We start from the raw sequence: 20,981 nt of genomic DNA, 5'->3' as shown, positions 1-20,981 counted from the left end.
CGGATAAGTAGACGAAACTCCCGCCTCGCCAATCAAAAAGTTGATTGGTGAGGTGGGTTTTCCTGCTACTATCGGAATGTTCGCTAAGAGAGGATTGGAATGTTGATGGAATCAGTCATTGAAACAATGCAGCTAACCAAACAATATCAAGGAAAAGCGGGCTGCAAAAATATTACCATACAGGTACCGCGTGGTGTCGTATTTGGGTACCTGGGGCCCAACGGAGCGGGCAAAAGCACGTTTGTCCGCACACTTCTCGGACTTCTACAGCCTACTTCGGGAATCGCCACGATCTTGGGGGAGCCGATTGGATCTGTGCAAGCCCGCAAGAAAATCGGGTATTTGCCAGAGTTGTTCCGTTATCCGGATTGGTTGACAGGTAGACAGCTGCTTGAATCCCATCTCGAGTTGAGCGGATATCGTCCGAAAGACCGCAAGCAACACATCAATCAACTGATAGAGCGTGTAGGCTTGCAAGAGAAGGGCGATCAGAAAATCAAGGGATATTCCAAAGGCATGCAACAGCGGATCGGGCTCGCGGCAGCGCTCATCGGTGATCCTGAGCTGATTTTTCTTGATGAGCCGACCTCTGCCCTTGATCCAATTGGACGCAAGGATGTCCGTGAATTAATGGCAGAATTACGCGACCAAGGAAAAACGATTTTCTTGAACAGTCATTTGTTAAGTGAAGTGGAGTCCGTGTGTGATCATGTAGCCATTATTAACCGTGGGGAGCTGATCGTTCAAGGGGAGTGGCGCACGCTTGCTCATTCTAAGCCCCAGATCGAGATGGTCACCGCTAATTGTTCGTATGAGACCCTGCAGGAGTTGCCCGAACTGGTGGAACAGGTAGAATGGTTGGACGGCCCAAAAGAAACGAATCCGGCGGCAATCCATGAGACAAGTCGATGGCTGGTTACCTTGTGTCAGAAGGAGCATACGCCTCATCTCGTTGCCGCACTTTGTGCCCGTGGGGCTGAAATCCATCAGGTCACGCCGAAGCTGCCTCACTTGGAAGAGATATTTATGCAATGTGTAACGGGCAAAGGAGAATCATGATCATGTGGACAATTGCCAAATTAGCGTACAAAGAGTTGTTGTATAAACGAATTTTTTTCATCCCTTTCCTGATGTCGGTCGCTTTTCTGATTTTCTATGCGGTGGCCACTCATTTCGCGGCGGATCAAACATTAGAGGGAGTTGGAAAATCGGGTGGAACTGATACAAGGCTTACCTTGGAGAATTTATTTGTAGGGACGCAGCTATTAGGAATTGGACTTTACTTTTCCAGCTTTATTACCATCTTGTTGGCCATCTTGGGCAGTATCGGAAGCATTTCGGGAGAGGTGGAAAGCCATCAGATGGATACGCTGCTTGCACGCCCGATCACTCGCCAAACGATTATCCTTGGCAAGTTCACGGGATTGGCTTGTGTCCTCATTGTTTACGCTCTCTTGATGTTTCTCGGGATTATCTTCGTGAATCAGGAATTTGCCGGGCCTTATCTGGCGGTTCAGCTTTCACTTAGTCAGCTGATTCACGCGGGCAGCTTGTATCTTTTGCAGCCTATCATTGTTGTAGCGGTCAGTCTGTTGTTTAGCAGCCGATTGACGACGATGAGTGGCGGCATTATTATGATCATCTTGTACGGAATCAGCTTTGTTGGGGGATTTTTGGAGCAATTTGGCGCCTTATTCCATAACTCGTCCCTCACGAATACGGGAATTGTCACGAGTTTGATCTTTCCTGTTGATTCTTTATTTCGTAAAATGACCTTATATTTGTTTGATTCAGCGGATGATCCTGTTTCATTTGCCTCACAAGGAATATTTGCAAGTGCGTCCACACCAAGTGACGCGATGATTGGGTATGCGATTCTGTATAGCATCATTGCACTCGTGATTGCCACTCGCATTTTTGCTAAAAGAGATTTGTAATGGAGTTTTTTCCCTGTATCCAACTTGTTTACTCTTTACGACCTATTTTGTTATCCAGTATACTGAAGGATATATAAATATAAAACGCTATTTCATCTAGTGAAACACAACGAGTCCAATCGCGTGGTCAAAAGAGGTGAGAACACTGGAAGAGGATAAAACGACCGTCCGAGCAGTAGATCGAGCTTTAGACATATTGCTCTCTTTTACGGAAGAAAATGAATTAGGATTAAGTGAGATCGCCAAGCGGATCTCCCTTCACAAGAGTACAGTCCATCGTCTGCTTGGGTCACTTGAGGCAAAAGGCTTCATTATCCGCAACCCGGAAACCGAAAAATTCCGTCTGGGTTACAGGATTCTTGAGTTGTCGGCCAATTTGACTCAATCAGATGACATCTCCATCGTCTTATTGCCGGAGATGGAGCGCCTTCGTGATCTTGTCGGCGAGACGATTAGTCTGTATGTGCGAGATGGATTTGAACGGATTCGCATTCAGGCGGTACAAAGCAATCAACCGATTCGACGGGTAGCCCCGGTTGGTGCCCGCATGCCATTAACGGTTGGAGCTTCCAGCAAATTGCTCGTCGCCTATGAAGATGCCGAGACTCGCGAACAGATTCTGGCTCACACAGAATGGCCAGATCGAGTGGATCGTGAAATGTTTGTGGAGCAATTGGAGCAAATACGCTGTGAAGGATATGCGACTAGCGTAGAGGAGCGAGAATTGGGAGCAGCCGCCGTGTCAGCCCCGATATTCAACCGCAAAGGCAAAGTGCTCTGTGCCCTTTCGATCTCTGGTCCGTCCAATCGACTAACCACAGAAAAGATGCGAGAATTCTCCAAGCCATTGCTAGATGCCGCGACTAAAATGAGCAAGATGCTGAAATAACACAACCCCGCACCACTCATTAGAAGTGATGCGGGGTTTCTTGCAGTATTAAGGCTGTGGAATAGACGTTTTCCACTTCACATGATCGTAGAGGACACTAGCAATATCGAGTGAGACAGGCAACTCATCGGGAATTACTGTGAAGTCCTTATACACCAATTTCGATTTTACTTTAAACTTTCCATCTTTTCGATCAAGCTTGATCCATTCCCCCTTGGAAGCCAAATTATCTGGTCGATAGACCTTGCCTTGCGGATCAGTAATCGAGAAATCACCGCCCATCTCTGTCACAACCTGCTCAACCTCAAGGGTTGCCCAGTTATTTTTAGAATCGACCGTGAAATTGGTAAAGGTGTAGTGGTTTCCTTTGTACTCCATCGTTACAGGCTTTTCTTTCAAGGTACGAGGATGAATGGTCAATTTCTCATGAGGGTACTCCGTTCTCTGCACTCCTTTTAGCTCAAAGAACAGCTTCTCTCCCTTGTTAAACGGAGCAAAAGATTGGTGCCAAACCATTTTTGCTCCTTTATCATGGTCTTCCTCTGTACGGCTGGATACAGGCAAGAGTTTTTGGTCTTCTTCATTTGTCGGGAAGGTAGTGGCTACAACTTCGCCTCGCTCATTGACAATCTGGTAGCGAAGCATATGGTAGCTGTAGTATTTTTCATCGAACATGAAAAACTCCGGATGATTCTTCATCTTGTCTTTGCCTTCCTGGGTCCACTCCGATAGAATATCAAAGCTGGTTGCGGTGGGCGAGTAGACGACGTATTGCAGCTGAATATGCAGGCCATCTGAGGTCGTGTAGTCCTGATCGATTGGAAGCTTTTTGGTCGAGGCTAGACTTTTCTCCAAATCGACAGGGACAGTTAATTTCCAGTTGCCCTTGACGGAGTTGATTTCATGAAGGTCAATGTGCAGGAACAGCTTCTTCGGATGAAGATCCTCTTGCAAACGGAAGGTCAGATCAGCGTAAGGGGGATGAAGAATGACCTCCTTGAAGCTCTGGGTTACGTCTTTGCCACTAATCGTCCGGTAGTTTATGCTTGTCGATACCACTTTGTCTGAGTCATCGGTAATATAATAGGCATCTCTTGCTTTTTTGAAGTACATATCCTCTTTACCCCAACGCTCAATGTCAAATAGGCTAGTGGGATCAATCGCTTTGCCTTTCTCGTCATCGAGGCTGTACGTAAAAATCAACCGGTTCGAATCAGCCAACACCTCTTTTACCCGTAATGTAATTCCTTGATCCGTTATGGCGGAATCTGTCACCTGGGAGAAGCCTTGTTTGGCAGCAGCCTGCAAGCCTTGGTCAAGCGTCGGACGGTCGAACAGCGATTTGAGATAATCGGCAAAGGTAGGTGATACTGCCGCTCCAATCGATACACTAAGGGCAATCGTTGCAACTGTGGCAATCGCCGCATATTTAAGTTTCATAAATTTGTTCCTCCTGGTTGGGGATATAATCTGTCCCTCATCCTGGTCGGCAGTGGCTAGGGACTTTTGGACAGTCTGATACGGAAGCTGCTTAGCGAAAGCGAATAGGCTCTTAGGAACTTCGATTCTATCCAAGGCTTTTTCGATATCCTTTTGGTATTGATGGTCCCACTGATTCATTGAATTCCCTCCCTGGTATTCGACTTGTAAAACTGGGAAAGCTGGATGCGGGCGTGATACAATCTTGATTTGACAGTACCTAGCTTCAGGTTAAGCAGACGCGCGATTTCCTCAAGGTTGTATTCTTGAAAATAGTAGAGGACAATCACGGTTCGATGCTGAATGCTAAGCTTAAGCAGATGGACAAGCAATTGATCGTACTCCTCCGAATCAATCAGTCTATCCATTGGAGTTGGTTCTATGGCCGAGACCATGGGTAGAAGCTCCGCGGTTGTCGTGCGTTCGCTTTCTTTTGCCTTTTTCCTGTAAAGGTCAAGGGATCGGTAGACAACCAGCTTATGAAACCAGCCTCCAAAATGCTGAATCTCTCTTGTGGAGAGCAGAGACTGATAGACCTCCAATAGGGCATTTTGCACGGCATCTTCGGCTTCGCTTTGGCAATGCAGGATCGCATAGGAGGTTCGATAGGCTTTGGCCAAATGAGGCTCCACCAACTCGTAAAAGGCTTCTTTATTGCCAAGTCGGCATTCTTTCATTAACTCTGACTCGCGAGTCATGATTAACCTCCTTTTTCCTATAAGGAATAACAGGGGATCAGCTGATACTATATAGTCGAGTGGATATAAATTTTGGTTCAAATGTTTTTATTTACCAATCGTACATGGTTGCGTCGAAATGATACAAGTTCTCGTGATTTTTTTTTATTGAGGTGGGTGCATGGACTTCTATCAACGCTTACAAGAAAAAGTACGGTTGATATCAATGTCGGATGAAGAGTGGCAATGGTTTGTGGACCGATCACAAGTCAAACGGGTAAAACAGGGGACGTGCTTGATTGAAGTGGGGGAGGCTGTGAATTACGCCTATTACTGCTCAGAAGGCTTGTTTCGCTTGTATTATTCGCTGACCGATGGCCGGGAGTATAATGTTGCTTTTTCATTGGAAAACTACTTTGTCACCTCCTATGGCGCTATGGTCACAAGAGAGTCTTCCGCCTTTACCGTCCAAGCGATGGAAGATTCGGTCGTCATTGAAATTTCGTACGATGATCTGCAGGAGCTGATGGATCGAAGCCACCATTGGGAACGCTTCGTACGCAAGAGTGTGGAGCGATTGTATATTCGCAAAGAAAATCGAGAACGTGAATTATTGTACCTATCCGCAAAAGAAAGATACGAAGCCTTCCTGGTGAAATATCCGGGCTTGGAGAAGCGCATTCCCCAGTACCAAATCGCGTCCTATCTCGGGATTTCACCGGTTTCCCTAAGCCGGTTGCTCCGGACGCAGAATGATTAACATAGGTTAATGATCGCCTTTCGATGGTACGTTACAATAACCGTACAGATTGACAAGGAAAAGGTGATGATATGATGCGGTACATGATGATCGTTCTGTTGGAATTCTATCCTGCTTGGCTGGCGTTGCCACGTGAGGAACGCAGGAAGCATGCGGCTTCCTTGGAAGAGATTGTGGCGAGATATCAACAGCATGTGAAGGTGCGGTTTTTTGACGCGGAGGCGTTGCCGGGGAAGGATTATACGGACTTTGTGATTTGTGAAACCGAGGATTTGCGTCAGTATCACTACATGTGGGAAGAAATCAGAGATTCATTGCCTTATACAAGTGGATACATGAAGATTAAAGATGTCGTCATGGGGATGGAAAATGCATTTCAGTCGTATGAAAAGGATGTCCTGAAGATGGGTGAATAAGCGTGTTCATGCCAAACGAGCCGAAGAAGTGATTCTTCAGGCTCGTTTTTGTTTTTCTTGATTCATATTGAGTTCATAAAGCCCCTTTATCATAACGCTTAAGCGAAAACACCTAATAATAGGAAAATGAGGAGAGATGAACGTGAATCATCAAGGATGTATGAAACAAGTAACAAAAACGCCAAAGACTTCAACACGAGAGGATGTTTTCACGAAGATCATGTATACGTTTTACTTTGTCTACATGATTCTTTTGACTGTGCTGATGTCTTCACATGATTGGATGGCAGCGGTCTTGGGTATCGTTTGGCTTAAAGAAATATTGTTAATCGCCAATTCTATTGGCATATTGCTTTGTGTCTATCTAATTATTAGAAACAAGCAAAAGGCCATCTGGATCATGGAGCGTATGCCCGCTTGGATGCATAGCATGTTTGATTGTTTGCCTGACTGGATGGGGCGCTATATCAACCATAATCTCGTGCGGATCACGATGGTATCCTGTGACCTCATGTTAATCTGGATGTGTGTCGGATTTGGCCTCATGCTGTTATGATGTTTGGATCTTTCGGGCGACACGTTCCCCAAGATCGGAGGATGCCTGATACAGGTAGCCGAGCACGATGTTTTGCGTTTCGGGGGATATGCCAGCAAGATCGGCGGCCAGGTTATCTACTAAGTGTTCTTGCTGCAATGGGGCAAGAGCACAATAATACTCACCGGCTTGCGTGAAGTCGTCTTGCTTGGGAATGTCGGACCGCACGAGGTGTCCTTCCACGAATCTCCCGTTGCCGCTGGTCACAAGGAAATCGGGCGTCCAGTTCTGCTGATGATTAATCGGAATCTTGCGGAAATCAGAACCAAGCCGCCGACGCTGCGAATCCCAATAAATATTTGCACGCCCCTGCAGTATCTTATCGTCCGATAACTCAGCGCCTTCCAGCAGGTTGGAAGGGGAGAAAGCCAACTTTTCTACTTGCTCCATATAATTAACAGGATTGCTATTTAATACTAATCTCCCTACCGGGTGCAAGGGATATTGCCGCTCATCCCATACCTTTGTATTATCCAATGGATCATAAGGGAGCAGGGACTCGTCTTGAGGGTTCATCAGCTGCACGTAAAGCCCATATTCAACCGTTTTGCCCGCGTTCAGCGTATCGTATAAGTCCTTGCCAGCATAATCGGGATTCTCGCAAGCGAGCCGGGCTGCTTCTTGACGGTCAATATACTGCACACCCGCAAGTGGCATCCAATGATATTTCACGTAAGTGCGGGCACCTTGCGCGTTTTTCCAGACGTAAGTATTGACGCTGTGCCCCGGGATATGTCGAAGACTCTTGACAGTTCCCGCGTCGGAGTAGAGATGGACGAGAAAGCTTGTGGATTCAGGTGTTCGGGCGACGAAGCTCCAAAATCGTTCCGGATCGATGAGGTTGTTGACGGGCGATGGCAGAAGGGCATTGATAAACTCGGGAAAGCGGATGGCGTCTCGGACGGGGAACACGGGGATATGGTTAAAGACAAGATCGAACACACCTTGATCCGTGTAGAACTTGGTGGCGAATCCGGTCACGTTACGGGAAGTATCCGGCGTGCCTTTGTTGCTGACAGCTAAGGAGAATCTTACCGCGACGGGGACCTGCTGACCCGGATTTTGCAAGAAACAAAGCTGCGTGTAAGACGTCATGGCATGCACGGTCTGAAAGTAGCCGAATGCGCCATAACCTTTGACATGAACGGGCCTTTCCAACAATTTCGAATGGATGAAAATCTCCAGCTTTTCATGCAGCACGTTGTCCTGTTCCAATACAGGGCCTCGTTCACCCACTGTCTGCGAATGAAAAGCAGCCGGAGTATCTCCAGACCATTTGTTAGGGCGATTTCCATTGTTCTCGTTCATCTTTCAACCCCCCATGCCCGCATACGAATCGTTTGGATATATCAAAATGTATGAAGAGCAACTATGCGAATATGACAGTGCGGCGTAATACGAACGGGTTCGATAGTTCAATAGAAACAGCAGCAAGTCTAAGACTTTATTTTCAGGTCTTAGACTAGCTGCTGTTCATGTATTAGGCTCAGTCTAAAACATAATTTTAACTGAACACCTAGACGGGGGCTTGTTTCAAACTGTCTACTTGACAGGGGGAAGACCAAGGATCAACCGGGTGCATTTTGCCGAAATTTGAGCTTATAGACATCGCTTATTTGGCTGTAATGGGTATCCATATTTCACTTTTAAAAGTGGGGGAGGTTATATCTTTATGCTCGTTCCACAAGATCTCTGGCCCTTCCGCCTGTTCATAGTTGGACGATGGAAACCATTCCGAATAGATTCGACCCCAGACAGCTTGAAGCGTATTAGGAAAGGGTCCAACTGCTTCGAATACCGCCCATGTTGATGCCGAAACCTCAAGTTGTGCAAAGGCTTCAGGGCACTCCTTTGTTGTTGCCACACCTATATAGTGATCAAGCTCGCCTTTTTCCTCCATTCGCCCTTCAGAAAAGTTCGTGGATGCGTTAAGCAGTCCCAAAGGCTTTACATTGGAGAGAGCCTTCAGGGTGTTGATCGTTTCTTCATCCAAGCTTGCCCACATGGCGGCAATCTCAGGATTCACTCCTTCGAAGATGATCGGCACTCTTTTTTTGATACCCACGATGCGAAAGGCCGCCTTTTCTTCAATCCGATAGTTCATTTCACTTCCTCCTTGAATGGACAATTGAAAAGTCAAACGTGGATAAGCTTTTAAGAAAGGAGTATTGTTTCTGGCTTCTGACGGAGTTACACCATGCAAGCTTTGAAAAGCTCTGGTAAAAGAATCTGCAGAGATGTATCCATATTTCATAGCAACATCCATAATCCTTACGTCACTCGTAGTAAGCTCCAATGCTGCAAGTGTAAGCCGTCTGCGACGGATGTACTCCGATAGGGGAATCCCGGCAAGGAAAGAAAACATTCTGCTAAAATGATATTCCGAACATAAAGCCAATCTCGCCACTTTCTTCAAGTCAATCTCGTCGGCAAGGTTCTCTTCAATATAGCGTAAGGCTCCATTCATTTTTTCAAGCGAATCCATTTCGTTGACCTCCTTCTTACCAATAGAATAGCAGGAGTTGTTAGGATCGATCCGACATTTCGTGCACCATATTGTAGGATCTCAATGAAAATAGCCCCTATTCACACAGGACGGTGAACAGGGGCGTTTGTATTGAAGGATGAATCTTAGCCTATAGTAACTTATTTCTCGTCTTTCAACTGACGAAGAACATTTTGAAGGATACCGCCATTGCGGTAGTAATCTACGTCAACCAAGCTGTCGAGGCGTACGATTACATCGAATTCGAACTTGCTGCCGTCTTCACGAGTAGCGATTACTTTTGCTTGTTGGCCAGGTTGAACTTCGTCAGAGAGGCCAACAATGTCAAAGGTTTCACGACCAGTGATTCCGAGAGATTTCCAGCTAGCGTCACCAGCGAATTGGAGTGGGAGAACACCCATACCTACGAGGTTCGCTCGGTGGATACGCTCGAAGCTTTCAGCGATAACCGCTTTTACGCCGAGAAGGAATGTACCTTTAGCTGCCCAGTCACGGGAAGAACCAGTACCATACTCTTTACCAGCGATAACAACAAGCGGAGTGTTAGACGCTTGATATTTCATAGAAGCATCATAGATGGATTCTACTTCACCAGTTGGCAAGTAAGTGGTTACGCCACCCTCAGTGCCAGGAGCTACTTGGTTACGGATACGGATGTTTGCGAAAGTACCACGCATCATGACATCGTGGCTACCACGACGAGCACCGTAGGAGTTGAAGTCTTTGCGCTCAACGCCTTTACCTTGCAAGTAGATGCCTGCTGGGCTGGTTGGTGCAATGTTACCTGCTGGTGAAATGTGGTCAGTTGTCACAGAGTCACCCATGAGAGCAAGTGTTTTTGCACCTTTGATATCTTCGATGTGTCCTACTTCACCTTCAAGGTTTTGGAAGAACGGTGGTTCTTGGATGTAAGTAGACTCGCCATTCCACTCGTACAAGTCACCTTGTGGTGTAGGAATTTGGTTCCAACGTTCGTTAGCAGTGAAGACATTGCCGTATTGTGCACGGAACAATTCTGGGTTCATTGCTTTACCCATTGCTGCGTTAATTTCTTGTGGAGTTGGCCAGATATCTTTGAGATAAACTGGTTGACCGTCTTTTCCAGTACCGATTGGATCTTTGGTCAAGTCGATATCAACTGTTCCTGCCAACGCATACGCGATTACGAGCGGAGGAGAAGCCAGGTAGTTCGCTTTTACCAATGCATGGATACGACCTTCGAAGTTACGGTTACCAGAAAGAACCGCTGCTACGGTCATGTCGTTATCAGAGATTGCTTTTGCTACTTCATCTGGAATAGGACCGGAGTTACCGATACACGTTGCGCAACCGTAGCCTGCTACGTTGAATCCGATGGTCTCAAGGGAATCAAGCAAGCCAGCGTCAATTAAGTATTGAGTAACTACGCGGGAACCAGGAGTAAGTGAGCTTTTCACGTAAGCTGGTTTGGTTAAGCCTTTTTCAACCGCTTTTTTCGCAACAAGACCTGCGCCGAGCATTACGCTTGGGTTGGAAGTGTTGGTGCAAGAAGTGATAGCGGCGATAACCACAGCACCTGTTTTCATGGTAGTTGTTTCACCAGTTGGGTGGTTAACGGTTACAGCTTGGTTGATTTTATCATCGGACAAGCCAAATCCGCCTTTGTCGATTGGCGTACGGATGCTGCTGTTGAAGGATTCCTTCATCGCAGTCAACTCTACGCGGTCTTGAGGGCGTTTTGGACCAGCCAAGCTTGGTACTACAGTAGAAAGATCAAGTTCCAATGTTTCAGAGAACACAGGATCTGGAGTTTCGTCTGTACGGAACATACCTTGTGATTTGGTATAGGTTTCAACCAATTGGATCAAGTCTTCTTCGCGTCCAGTTTGACGGAGGTAGTTCAGTGTCTCAGCGTCAACTGGGAAGAAGCCCATCGTCGCACCGTATTCTGGAGCCATGTTGGCAACAGTTGCGCGGTCAGCCAAGGAGATGTTGGAAAGACCAGGACCGTAGAATTCTACGAACTTGCCAACTACGCCTTTTTTACGAAGCATTTGAGTTACAGTAAGAGCCAAGTCAGTTGCGGTAGCACCTTCAGCAAGTGTGCCAGTCAGTTTGAAACCAACAACTTCAGGAGTTACGAAGTACATTGGTTGACCAAGCATACCAGCTTCTGCCTCGATACCGCCAACACCCCATCCAAGTACACCCAAACCGTTGATCATGGTTGTGTGGGAGTCAGTACCTACAAGGGAGTCAGGGAATACAACTGTTTCGCCGTCTACTTCACGGGAAGCGACAACAGTTGCCAAGTATTCTAAGTTAACTTGGTGAACGATACCAGTTGCTGGAGGAACCGCACGGAAGTTATTGAATGCGGTTTGCGCCCAACGAAGGAAGCGATAACGCTCTTCGTTACGTTCAAACTCAAGGTTCATGTTGGTTTCAAGCGCATCTTTGGATCCGAATGCGTCAACCATTACGGAGTGGTCGATTACAAGGTCAACAGGTACAAGCGGATTGATGCGTTTTGGATCTCCGCCGTTGCGTTTCATGGCTTCACGCATTGCTGCCAAGTCTACTACGGCAGGAACACCAGTGAAGTCTTGAAGTACGATACGAGCTGGCATGAGTGGAACTTCTTGGTTGGCGTCGCGGCCTTTTGTCCAGTTAGCCAAGGAGTTTACGTGTTCTTTTGTGATTGCACGGCCGTCGAATTGACGAACAGCTGCCTCAAGCAACACTTTGATAGAGAAAGGAAGTTTGGATACTTCACCAGTACCTTGCTCTTCCAAGCCTTGAAGGCGGTAATATTGATAGGATTTGGATCCTACTTGCAAGGACGATTTGACAGAAAAAGCATCATGCTTAGCCAAACGGATTACCTCCCTTAATAATGTTCAATTCGAATGAAACGCGTTTCGTCTGGTGAAACGCTGTTTCGATTCTTGCTATGACTTCATTATACTTGAAGAAATCAAAAACGACTACCCTAAATTCACATAATGTTCATATGTGGTCGGATTTTGACGAATTTGGGGGTAGCCGGTCTGATTATGAGCGGTAAATCCTTTAACTGCCTATGTATTTGTCATATAATGTCCGAGCTTTGGCGATATCATCCGTTCCCTGAATCAAGACACGTCCATCGGGAAAGACAACTAACGTATGAGCATCCGTGTGGAAACGCAGCAAAAATTTATTCCGTTCCACAGCCCCGACAGGCGCTAATCTGGCCTCCAGATTGTCCAAATCCAGACGTGTCTGTTCAGCGGGTGTGATTTGTATCGTGTCACGTCCACAGAGGGAGGTAGCTACCCCATCTGGTGATTCGGGATTTAGATACGGGAATTCCCGCTTTTGACAGGTGGGGCAATCCGAGCGTCGCAGTTTACCCACGCGCATCTGAGAATGTTCATTGACCCAGATGTCGAAGTGTTCGAGATTTGGATTGTAGGCCTCCTCTGCATTCACCAACATTTTGAGGGCCTCTGTTGCTTGATAGGAGGCGATGATGTGGATGAGCGGGCCAATCACACCCGCCGTATCACAGGTTGGCGCGTCACCTGCTTTTAACGGCTCTGGAAAAAGACAGCGCAGACATGGTGTGACACCGGGACGAATCGCTGTAAACATCCCTTTGGAACCGACAGCCCCGCCATATACCCAAGGAATCGCATGCTTCACGCAGACGTCATTGATTAAATATCGGACGTGAAAGTTATCGGTCGCATCCAAAACCAGATCGACGTCAGACAGATACTCTTCCGCATTATAGGGTGTAAGATCGACCACGATTGGTTCAAACGTAATCTCGGAGTTGATTCGCGAAAGCTTGTCATAGGCTGCCATCGCTTTGGGAAGATGCTGACGGGCATCCTCCTCATCGTACAGCATCTGGCGTTGCAGGTTGCTAGGCTCCACGAAATCGCGGTCAATGAACCGGACGAAACCTACTCCCGAGCGAACCATATGGTTGGCAAGCACGGTTCCCAGCGCACCCATTCCGACAATCGCGACACGAGCCTTGGACAACTTCTCTTGCCCAGCTCGTCCAATAGGCGCAAATAAGATTTGACGAGAATAGCGAGTGTTCAATGAAAGGACTCCTTTCTGTTTGTTATCGTGTAAGAAACTTTAATAACTTTAAAGTGTTAAAGTTTCAGGAAAAAACCTAAAAAAGATTCGACTACTTCTTCGAAAGGGCTTCGAAGAGAAGCTTTTTTATAATCTCGGAATGTTTAATTGCTTTATAGAGATAAAGTAATTAAACATTCCTTCCATTCGCGTAAGCCCACTCAAGAAAAGACTTCGTCCGCTTGCAGTCTCCTTGGAAGTGAAGCCTAGCGAAGGAAAGGAGAAAGGGAAAAGAGTCGCCACCCAACCCGAAGGGCGCGAAGCGTTTGGCGACTCCCTTTCGGATTGAGTGAGCGGACTTCTCTCCTTCGTTGCGAACTTCCACAGAGCGAAAAGGGACGAAGTCTTTTCTTATTTGGCAGGCTCTTCCTGATAGGTGGCCAAAGGATTCCAAGGCCCTTGCTGATGCCCTTTCCACTCGCTGCCGTCTTCCCAATTCTCTTTTTTCCAAATAGGCACGATTTGCTTCAATCGCTCAATGGCATAGCGTCCTGCTTCAAATGACTCATTGCGATGCGGCGTCGCGACGGCGATCACTACAGCAATATCTTCTATTTCCAAATGTCCGACACGATGGTGCATCGCTACCTGAGTACCAGGCCAGCGTTCTTGGATTTCACGGTCGATTTGCTTCATTTTTTCCACAGCCATCGGCGCGTAAGCTTCATAATGGAGCGAGACTGTTTTTTGTCCATGTGTAAACTCACGAACAGTTCCGACAAATGTAAGCACGGCGCCGGCATGAGGATTGGAGACCAGCTTGACCAACGCATCTGAGGAGAGCGGTTCCTCTTTGATTGCGAATCGCGCGTCTTCACCGCCACTTACCGGAGGCAAAAGAGCAATCTCATCTCCTGATTGGATGGTCTGATCGGCCAGGGCGTATTCATGATTAATCGAGACAAAACAAGTCGGCAGAAGAGAAGCGAGCGCCGGATATTCCTGCGCAAGATGTTCGAGCAATTGGCTAACGGTTGAATGATCGGCAAGCTCTATTGTGATCTGACGAGCATTAGCTCTTTCAGCTAAACCAGCGAATAGTTGAAGTTTCAATTTCATAGGGTTCCCTCGCTTTAGCATAGATTTTCCTAACGGAATAGTAGTAATGCAAGTTGAACATATCATAAACTTTTGGCCCCTGCCAACGCGTCTAGTGACAAATCAGGGAAAAATCCAGGCAAAATCAGGGGAATTCCTGCACCGAGATAGGGGTTGCTGTATTGATTTTCAATTAGCAGTAGGGTACGGTAAGGGAAACAGGTGAACGGAGGGGAGCAAGATGACAGCTGAACAATTAGTTGACCGATTTGGTCGGGTACATGACTATTTGCGGATCTCCGTGACTGATCGATGCAATTTGCGGTGTGTGTACTGTATGCCTCCTGAAGGGGTAGAGTTTCAGCCGCACGACCAAATCCTACGTTATGAAGAGATTGTCGAAGTAGTCAAGGTGGCGGCAAAGCTCGGTGTGAAGCGTCTACGGTTAACAGGCGGGGAGCCGCTTGTCCGGCGTGAGATCGAGAAGCTGGTTGCCATGCTTTCAGCAATTGAAGGAATAGAAGATATTGCGTTGACAACCAATGGAATATACCTGGCTCAAAAAGCGGCGGTATTAAAAGAAGCCGGTGTTACCCGCGTGAACATTAGTTTGGATTCCATGAAAGCGGAGCGGTTTCGTGAAATCACCAGAGGGGGAGACCTGCTGCGGGTTTTGGAAGCCATTGATCGCAGTATAGAGGTGGGCTTCTCGCCAGTGAAATTAAATGTGGTATTAATGAAAGGATTCAACGATGACGAAATCGAGGACTTTCTGCGATTGACACTGGAAAAGCCGGTAAACGTCCGATTCATTGAGTACATGCCGATTGGCGAAGCATCTGACGAGTGGCGCCAGCGCTATTTGCCGCTCCCAACTGTCTTGGAAAAAGCCAAAGAGATGGGCTTGCCGGCAGAACAGACCGCCAATGTTTTCGGAAATGGACCAAGCGAGAATTACCGCTTGCCGGGGGCGGCGGGTACATTTGGGCTCATCCATCCTGTGAGCAATCATTTCTGTGATAATTGCAACCGACTGCGCTTAACGGCGGACGGCAACTTGAAGCCATGCCTCTATTGGATTGATGAACTGAATGTTCGCCCGCATGTCGGGAATCCGGAAGAGTTAAGGCAGCTATTCTTCCACGCTCTATCGATCAAACCAGAAACCCATGAGATGGCGCAAGCTTTGGAGAAACAATCCCAATCCCATACGCCAACATTGCGCAGGATGTCTCAGATCGGAGGATAATCAAGCATGAGTGTCAATGATCAACTAACACATTTTAATGAACAGAGCCGCGCGCGTATGGTGGATGTGTCCGCCAAAGATATCACGGAGCGTGTAGCGGTCGCGAAGAGTCAAGTCAAAATGAAGCCAGAAACATTGGAGCGTATCAAATTAGGACAAATTGGCAAGGGTGATGTACTTGCGGTAGCCCAGGTTGCCGGTATTATGGCAGCGAAAAAAACCTGGGAGATGATCCCGATGTGTCATCCGCTGTTTCTCACTGGAATTGACATTCGCTTTGAATATGCGGGCGACGACAAGATTGCACTCGAAGCAACCGTCAAAACGACAGGGAAAACTGGCGTAGAAATGGAAGCGCTAACGGCTGTGAATGCCGCTGCCCTGACCATCTATGATATGTGCAAAGCAATGGATAAGGAAATGATAATAGGACCTACTTACTTGCAGAGCAAAACAGGCGGGAAGAGCGGGGAGTTTGTCCGAACTATGGATGAGGGTTGATAATGAATAGCGGCATTTCTAGCGTTCTGTTTGAGCGTTGGAAATGCCGTTTTTGGTAATTAAACATTCCTTCCATGCGCGCAAGCCCACTAAGAAAAGACTTCGTCCGCTCGACGCTCATTTTAAGCGAAACCAAGCGTAGAGAACGTAGGAAGGAAAAGAGTCGGCATTCTTTACATCAGACTGAGAAACTAAGTGATTTTCTTGTCGACTCCCTTCCGCAGTGAACGTAGCGGACAGTTGATGCTACACGCAAGCTTAAACAGAGTATAGAGGGACGAAATCTTTTCTTCTTTAAAAATTTCCTTCTTTCAAATTGACGACCTGCTCCCGGAGCTGATCAAGATAGACGGGTAAAGTCTTCTTAGTAACCCGATACTTGTCCTGGGCAATCTGGTCGATAATCCACTCGTTAACTTTGCGAGAGTGGTGGGCCAGGTCTTTATAATTGTTTAGATCAAACGTAATTTTTTGTTCCTGCTGAAAATCATAGATTTTAACGTTTGGCTGCTTGCCGACTTGTTCAAACAGATATTTTTTGACGTACAGTTCATTCTCGAAGAACGACGGGTCCTTGTCATAGAAGTAGCGATGCTGCAAGATCGAATACGGCGGATAATACAAGACAAATTGCACGTCAGGATGTGCTTTTATGACGGACAGAAGGTTATTATCCATGTTCTTTTGGACTTGTTTCATCTCGTATTCGCTTGGCTTGAAGGAACCGCCTTCCTTCAGCTTATTCCACTCGTTCATGACGTTCTCTCTACCGAATAAATCCGGAGATTCCCACGTATTCAGCAGATTCAGACTGGGATTCGCCGGCTGAGCGACACCTGCTTGTATACCGATCCAATGAAGAGCCTGCTGTGAGGTGTCCAGATTGACCAGATACTTCAGATCATTCCATGGGTTCTGATCATAAAGATAGTACGGAAACTCTCCAAATTCTTGGCGTACCCGATTGGGGTCTCCGCGCAAAGAGAAGTAGTCGACACCCCAGAGGATCGTTTTCACTTTGCCTGTACGAACGGCATGATTGATCATTATTCGCTGTTCCATCGCTGTGGAGCCGGACATGGATAGCTTAACAGCTTGTACACCAAGCTTCTCGTTTACATAAGAAGGCAAAAAATTCTCGGTCATGGATGTGCCGATAATAATCGTATTATAGTCGTAGTTTTTGGCGATTCCAGGATTCTGATAGCGCTGCTGATCCGAAAAATCAGGTTTCATATAGGCTTTATGAAAGAATTGAAGCGGATCAACGACATAATTAAGGCCAACGAGTAAAACGAGCAAGCCCAAAGTGGTTGCAAGCACCGATTTGGCCCATGTTTTGTAGGATTTACGATGACGTTTCATAAGGCCCTCCGTTAGAATTGGAAATACAAGAATTCAGACACACGGTTCAAGCCAAAGATACCAGCAACCAGAAGCAAAGGAACAATAATGCCCCACTTCCAATTAGGAGTAAATTCTCGATCCCATTCGATACTGTTTTTCCAAGTGCTTACAAACAGATATAGGATGGCAAGCACAATAATTTCATTCGTTCCCGCTGGGAGTGCGGGCGTGATTCCGGCGGACAAGCCGATATGTCTGAAGTTTACCATGCCTTTTAGAATGATCAGGGCTTGTTGGAAACTATCCGCTCGGAAAAAGACCCAAGCGACGACCACGAATAGGAAGGTAAAAATACGTCCCAGTATCCAGTGCATCTTGAAGCCCAATGAACGCCAGAAGTGATTGACCACCAAAGCCACTCCATGCATAAAGCCCCATACAACAAATGTCCAAGCAGCTCCGTGCCAAAGCCCCCCAAGTATCATCGTAATCAGGAGATTCAGATGACGGCGGAATTGTCCTTTCCGATTCCCGCCCAAGGAGATATACAGGTAATCCCGCAAAAAGCGAGACAAGGTCATGTGCCAGCGACGCCAGAAATCAATGATGGAATCAGATTTGTAAGGCGAGTTAAAATTTTGCGGGAGTCGAATGTTAAATAGCAAAGCGATCCCGATTGCCATATCCGTATATCCACTAAAATCAAAATACAGCTGGAACGTATAGCTTAATGCGGTAGACCAAGCCTCAACCAAACTGAGACTAGTCGCCTGAAACCCTGGATTCGCCCAGCCTGCCAGGGAGTCGGCAATTAGAACCTTCTTGCCGAGGCCAATGGCAAAAAGGAGCAAGCCTCGTGAGATATTGTTCCAATTCAACACTTTGGTCCGAATGGAAGCGAATTGCGGCATCATTTCTTTGTGATGCAGGATGGGCCCAGCTATCAGATGGGGAAAGAATGTGACGAACAACATATAGTTGACCAGATTGTATTCTTTTACTTCCCCGCGATAGGCATCCACGAGATAAGCGATCTGAGTAAAAGTAAAGAAACTGATCCCGAGCGGAAGCACTAGATGCAAGAGAGATAAATGCGTGCCGAACGCTTCATTCAAATTGGTAAGAAAGAAATTAGAATACTTGTAGAAACCAAGTAAAGCAAGATTGCAGGTGACGCCAAAAATAAGGAGCCATCGGTTTCCTGTACGTCCATGCCGCTTCGTTAATTGGGTTCCAACCAGATAGTTGAACAGGATACTAGCGAGCATTAATGGAAGATTAGCGATATTCCACCAGCTATAGAAGAATAGAGAACAAAGCGCCAACCAGCCAATTGCCAGGGAACTGAATCGAAGTTTATTTAATAGGAAATAACCAAGAAAAGATATTGGTAAAAATAAAAAAATAAACTCGTACGAATTAAATAGCACGAATAGCGCAACCCCTCAAAAAAAGTAGAATTTTGTCAAATCATGCGAGTATACCTTCTAACTATAAACGTCCAATGCTTGAAGCGTCAACGTTTCTTGATCCCTTCCCATTCCGATATCAGTGTGCAATCGAAATAACCTTCGAACTTGAGAGACTGAATCGTCCACATTTGAAATTCTCCCAATCCGTTCGTAATTAGACCAAGCTGAATATCAAACCGCCCCTCCAAAAAAATTCAGAAGATCCGGACAATGCCACCTTGAACCCTGGATATTCCGAGAATGATTATAATGATTTTGCCAATTAACACCGATTCACTCCTCCTGTAACTTGTTAGAAGAGTCCGTGAACCCCTCATGGTACCTGTCTCACTAACAACCCATCTCTCCAAACAAAAAAATACCCACATGTAAGCGAAAAAATATTTTGACAAAAATATAAACAATATATATATTTGTTTAAATTAAACATAAACTATAATATTTGTGGTTTGTGAAGATGGAGAATTTAATGTGAAAAGGAGAAGTGAATCATGACAACGCCTAAACCAATTTGGCGCTCCATGCTGATGTTTCTTGTGCCCTTAATTCTAAGCAATGCACTTCAATCGATTGGCCAGTTAATCGGAAGTATTATCGTTGGCCGCTCGATCGGAGTGAATGCGCTCGCTGTCATTTCGTCATTCTTCCCGTTGTTTTTTCTCTTGGTGGCATTTGCCATGGGGATAGGAGCAGGGAGCTCGATTCTGATTGGTCAAGCACATGGTGCGCAAAATACTGAACGGGTCAAGGCCATTGTAGGGACCTCGCTGAGCTTTACTTTTTATCTTGGCCTCGGATTGGCCGTGATCAGCAGCATCTTTACATGGGACCTTATGCGTCTGCTTGGGATCCCGGACAATATTATGGCGGACACGGTTCTTTATGGACGAATTCTGTTTTTGTCTACTCCTATTATGTTTCTGCTTTTTGTTTATACGACATTTATGCGAGGAATCGGAGACTCCAAGACACCCTCTAATTTTCTCATGATCAGCACAGTATTGAATGTAGCGTTATTGCCGCTTCTCATCTTCGGCTGGATGGGCCTGCCTAAGCTTGGTGTTTTTGGAGCTGCGTATGCATCCGTCATTTCTATGCTCTTAACTCTCGTTCTAATGTTGCTGTATTTAAGGAAAAAGAAGCATCCACTCCAGTTTGACGCTTCCATCAGAAGGCATCTGCGATTGGATGGGCAATTGTTAAAATTACTGTTACGTCTTGGTATTCCCTCAAGTATCGGGATGATTCTCGTCTCCCTTTCGGAAATTGCCGTGATCACCTTCGTCAATCGTTATGGTTCGGAAGCAACGGCAGCGTATGGGGCAGTCAACCAAGTCGTTAGCTACATTCAAATGCCCGCCATGAGCCTGAGTATGGCCGTTTCGATATTTGCTGCACAATCGATCGGCGCAGGTCAGCTGGATCGATTGAAGGAAGTCTTCCGAGCGGGCGTCGTCTTGAACTACGTGATCGGTGGGGTATTGGTGTTCGCCGTGTATTTGTTCGGAGAGAATATTCTGTCCTGGTTCTTGACCAGCACAAGCACACTGGAGATGGCCCACAGTCTTTTGATGATTACGCTTTGGAGTTATCTTGCACTTGGTCATGCACAGATCATCTCTGCCTTGATGCGGGCGAGTGGAACGGTATTATGGCCAACTTTGATCAATGGACTCTCCATCTGGTTAGTTGAAGTACCGCTGGCGTATTATCTTTCAACCTTCACGGAACTTGGAATTAAAGGAATCTGGGTGGGGTATCCCGCGGCTTTTCTGGTTGTTTTGATTTTCCAATATGTGTACTATCAATGGGCTTGGAAGAAGAAGCAGATTACGCGTCTCGTTGGGTAAGAAATCTTGCGTTCCCATCCAATTCTGGCAGCAAATTCACTTTATGTAATTATTCCTTGAAGCGAAATATTAGCTGTGATACTATTTCGAGGTACGAAATTTTTTGTTTCGGTGCCCGAAATTTTTACAGTAATTATTTCGTAGTTAAA

The 20,981-nt window shown here is 46.4% G+C and carries 18 protein-coding genes; 9 read left to right on the top strand and 9 right to left on the bottom strand.

The genetic code is table 11. From position 1 onward, the window contains the following. Positions 1-99: 99 nt before the first annotated feature. From ACQCN2_RS20430 to ACQCN2_RS20420, 3 genes are all read left to right on the top strand, one after another. On the top strand, positions 100-1,059 hold the full coding sequence (locus ACQCN2_RS20430; RefSeq protein WP_426930797.1) for an ABC transporter ATP-binding protein: 960 nt from the start codon (positions 100-102) through the stop codon (positions 1,057-1,059). 2 nt (positions 1,060-1,061) lie between these two features. Beyond that, complete coding sequence (locus ACQCN2_RS20425; RefSeq protein ID WP_426930796.1) at positions 1,062-1,937, top strand: ABC transporter permease; 876 nt, start codon at positions 1,062-1,064, stop codon at positions 1,935-1,937. 145 nt (positions 1,938-2,082) lie between these two features. Next, positions 2,083-2,826: an IclR family transcriptional regulator gene (locus tag ACQCN2_RS20420; protein WP_426930916.1), complete on the top strand. Its 744-nt coding sequence runs from the start codon at positions 2,083-2,085 to the stop codon at positions 2,824-2,826. Between the two features lie 48 nt (positions 2,827-2,874). Here the strand turns inward: ACQCN2_RS20420 and ACQCN2_RS20415 are convergent, their stop codons facing one another. Together ACQCN2_RS20415 and ACQCN2_RS20410 are read right to left on the bottom strand one after the other, a co-directional pair. Further along, complete coding sequence (locus ACQCN2_RS20415) at positions 2,875-4,446, bottom strand: DUF4179 domain-containing protein (protein WP_426930795.1); 1,572 nt, start codon at positions 4,444-4,446, stop codon at positions 2,875-2,877. Next, positions 4,443-5,003 carry an RNA polymerase sigma factor gene (locus ACQCN2_RS20410; RefSeq protein ID WP_426930794.1) on the bottom strand — a complete coding sequence of 187 codons (561 nt, stop codon included), beginning with the start codon at positions 5,001-5,003 and terminating at the stop codon, positions 4,443-4,445. The genes ACQCN2_RS20415 and ACQCN2_RS20410 overlap by 4 nt, the downstream gene beginning before the upstream one ends. A 205-nt stretch (positions 5,004-5,208) precedes the next feature. On the opposite strand from ACQCN2_RS20410, the gene ACQCN2_RS20405 reads away from it, so the two are divergent. The 3 genes from ACQCN2_RS20405 (at position 5,209) to ACQCN2_RS20395 (ending at position 6,714) form a co-directional block, all read left to right on the top strand. Continuing rightward, positions 5,209-5,742 (top strand): Crp/Fnr family transcriptional regulator, encoded by a 534-nt coding sequence (locus ACQCN2_RS20405; protein ID WP_426930915.1) that lies wholly within the window; start codon positions 5,209-5,211, stop codon positions 5,740-5,742. A gap of 74 nt (positions 5,743-5,816) precedes the next feature. Beyond that, a complete protein-coding gene (locus tag ACQCN2_RS20400; RefSeq protein ID WP_426930914.1) occupies positions 5,817-6,158 on the top strand; it encodes a darcynin family protein in 342 nt (113 codons plus the stop codon). A gap of 142 nt (positions 6,159-6,300) precedes the next feature. After that, positions 6,301-6,714, top strand: a complete 414-nt coding sequence (locus tag ACQCN2_RS20395) for a hypothetical protein (RefSeq protein WP_426930793.1) — start codon at positions 6,301-6,303, stop codon at positions 6,712-6,714. On the opposite strand, the gene ACQCN2_RS20390 is transcribed toward ACQCN2_RS20395, so the two are convergent. The 5 genes from ACQCN2_RS20390 to ACQCN2_RS20370 form a co-directional block, all read right to left on the bottom strand. Then, positions 6,709-8,061 carry a catalase gene (locus tag ACQCN2_RS20390; RefSeq protein WP_426930792.1) on the bottom strand — a complete coding sequence of 451 codons (1,353 nt, stop codon included), beginning with the start codon at positions 8,059-8,061 and terminating at the stop codon, positions 6,709-6,711. The two genes, ACQCN2_RS20395 and ACQCN2_RS20390, sit on opposite strands and share 6 nt — an antisense overlap. A 304-nt stretch (positions 8,062-8,365) precedes the next feature. After that, positions 8,366-9,238, bottom strand: coding sequence for an AraC family transcriptional regulator (locus ACQCN2_RS20385; RefSeq protein ID WP_426930791.1), 873 nt, complete (start codon positions 9,236-9,238; stop codon positions 8,366-8,368). Positions 9,239-9,399: 161 nt separating this feature from the next. After that, positions 9,400-12,114, bottom strand: coding sequence for an aconitate hydratase AcnA (acnA, locus tag ACQCN2_RS20380; protein ID WP_426930790.1), 2,715 nt, complete (start codon positions 12,112-12,114; stop codon positions 9,400-9,402). 196 nt (positions 12,115-12,310) lie between these two features. Further along, positions 12,311-13,336, bottom strand: coding sequence for a ThiF family adenylyltransferase (locus ACQCN2_RS20375; RefSeq protein ID WP_426930789.1), 1,026 nt, complete (start codon positions 13,334-13,336; stop codon positions 12,311-12,313). Positions 13,337-13,726: 390 nt separating this feature from the next. Beyond that, positions 13,727-14,434: a molybdenum cofactor biosynthesis protein MoaE gene (locus ACQCN2_RS20370; RefSeq protein WP_426930788.1), complete on the bottom strand. Its 708-nt coding sequence runs from the start codon at positions 14,432-14,434 to the stop codon at positions 13,727-13,729. A gap of 220 nt (positions 14,435-14,654) precedes the next feature. Between ACQCN2_RS20370 and moaA the strand changes: the two genes are divergently transcribed. Both moaA and moaC read left to right on the top strand, forming a co-directional pair. Then, positions 14,655-15,662: a GTP 3',8-cyclase MoaA gene (gene moaA / locus ACQCN2_RS20365; protein ID WP_426930787.1), complete on the top strand. Its 1,008-nt coding sequence runs from the start codon at positions 14,655-14,657 to the stop codon at positions 15,660-15,662. Between the two features lie 6 nt (positions 15,663-15,668). Continuing rightward, positions 15,669-16,163 carry a cyclic pyranopterin monophosphate synthase MoaC gene (gene moaC / locus ACQCN2_RS20360; RefSeq protein ID WP_426930786.1) on the top strand — a complete coding sequence of 165 codons (495 nt, stop codon included), beginning with the start codon at positions 15,669-15,671 and terminating at the stop codon, positions 16,161-16,163. 294 nt (positions 16,164-16,457) lie between these two features. Here moaC and ACQCN2_RS20355 read toward each other — a convergent pair whose 3' ends face one another. After that, positions 16,458-17,528, bottom strand: a complete 1,071-nt coding sequence (locus ACQCN2_RS20355) for a hypothetical protein (RefSeq protein ID WP_426930785.1) — start codon at positions 17,526-17,528, stop codon at positions 16,458-16,460. Positions 17,529-17,539: 11 nt separating this feature from the next. Next, complete coding sequence (locus tag ACQCN2_RS20350) at positions 17,540-18,940, bottom strand: MBOAT family O-acyltransferase (RefSeq protein ID WP_426930784.1); 1,401 nt, start codon at positions 18,938-18,940, stop codon at positions 17,540-17,542. Between the two features lie 533 nt (positions 18,941-19,473). On the opposite strand from ACQCN2_RS20350, the gene ACQCN2_RS20345 reads away from it, so the two are divergent. Then, positions 19,474-20,832 (top strand): MATE family efflux transporter, encoded by a 1,359-nt coding sequence (locus ACQCN2_RS20345; RefSeq protein ID WP_426930783.1) that lies wholly within the window; start codon positions 19,474-19,476, stop codon positions 20,830-20,832. The last annotated feature ends 149 nt before the right edge of the window (positions 20,833-20,981 follow it).

Origin of the sequence: Brevibacillus ginsengisoli, from assembly GCF_050113715.1 — a bacterium.
Taxonomy (GTDB): Bacteria; Bacillota; Bacilli; order Brevibacillales; family Brevibacillaceae; genus Brevibacillus_H; species Brevibacillus_H ginsengisoli.
Note: the sequence above shows the minus strand (reverse complement) of the source record. Positions and strands in the feature narration are given on the sequence as shown.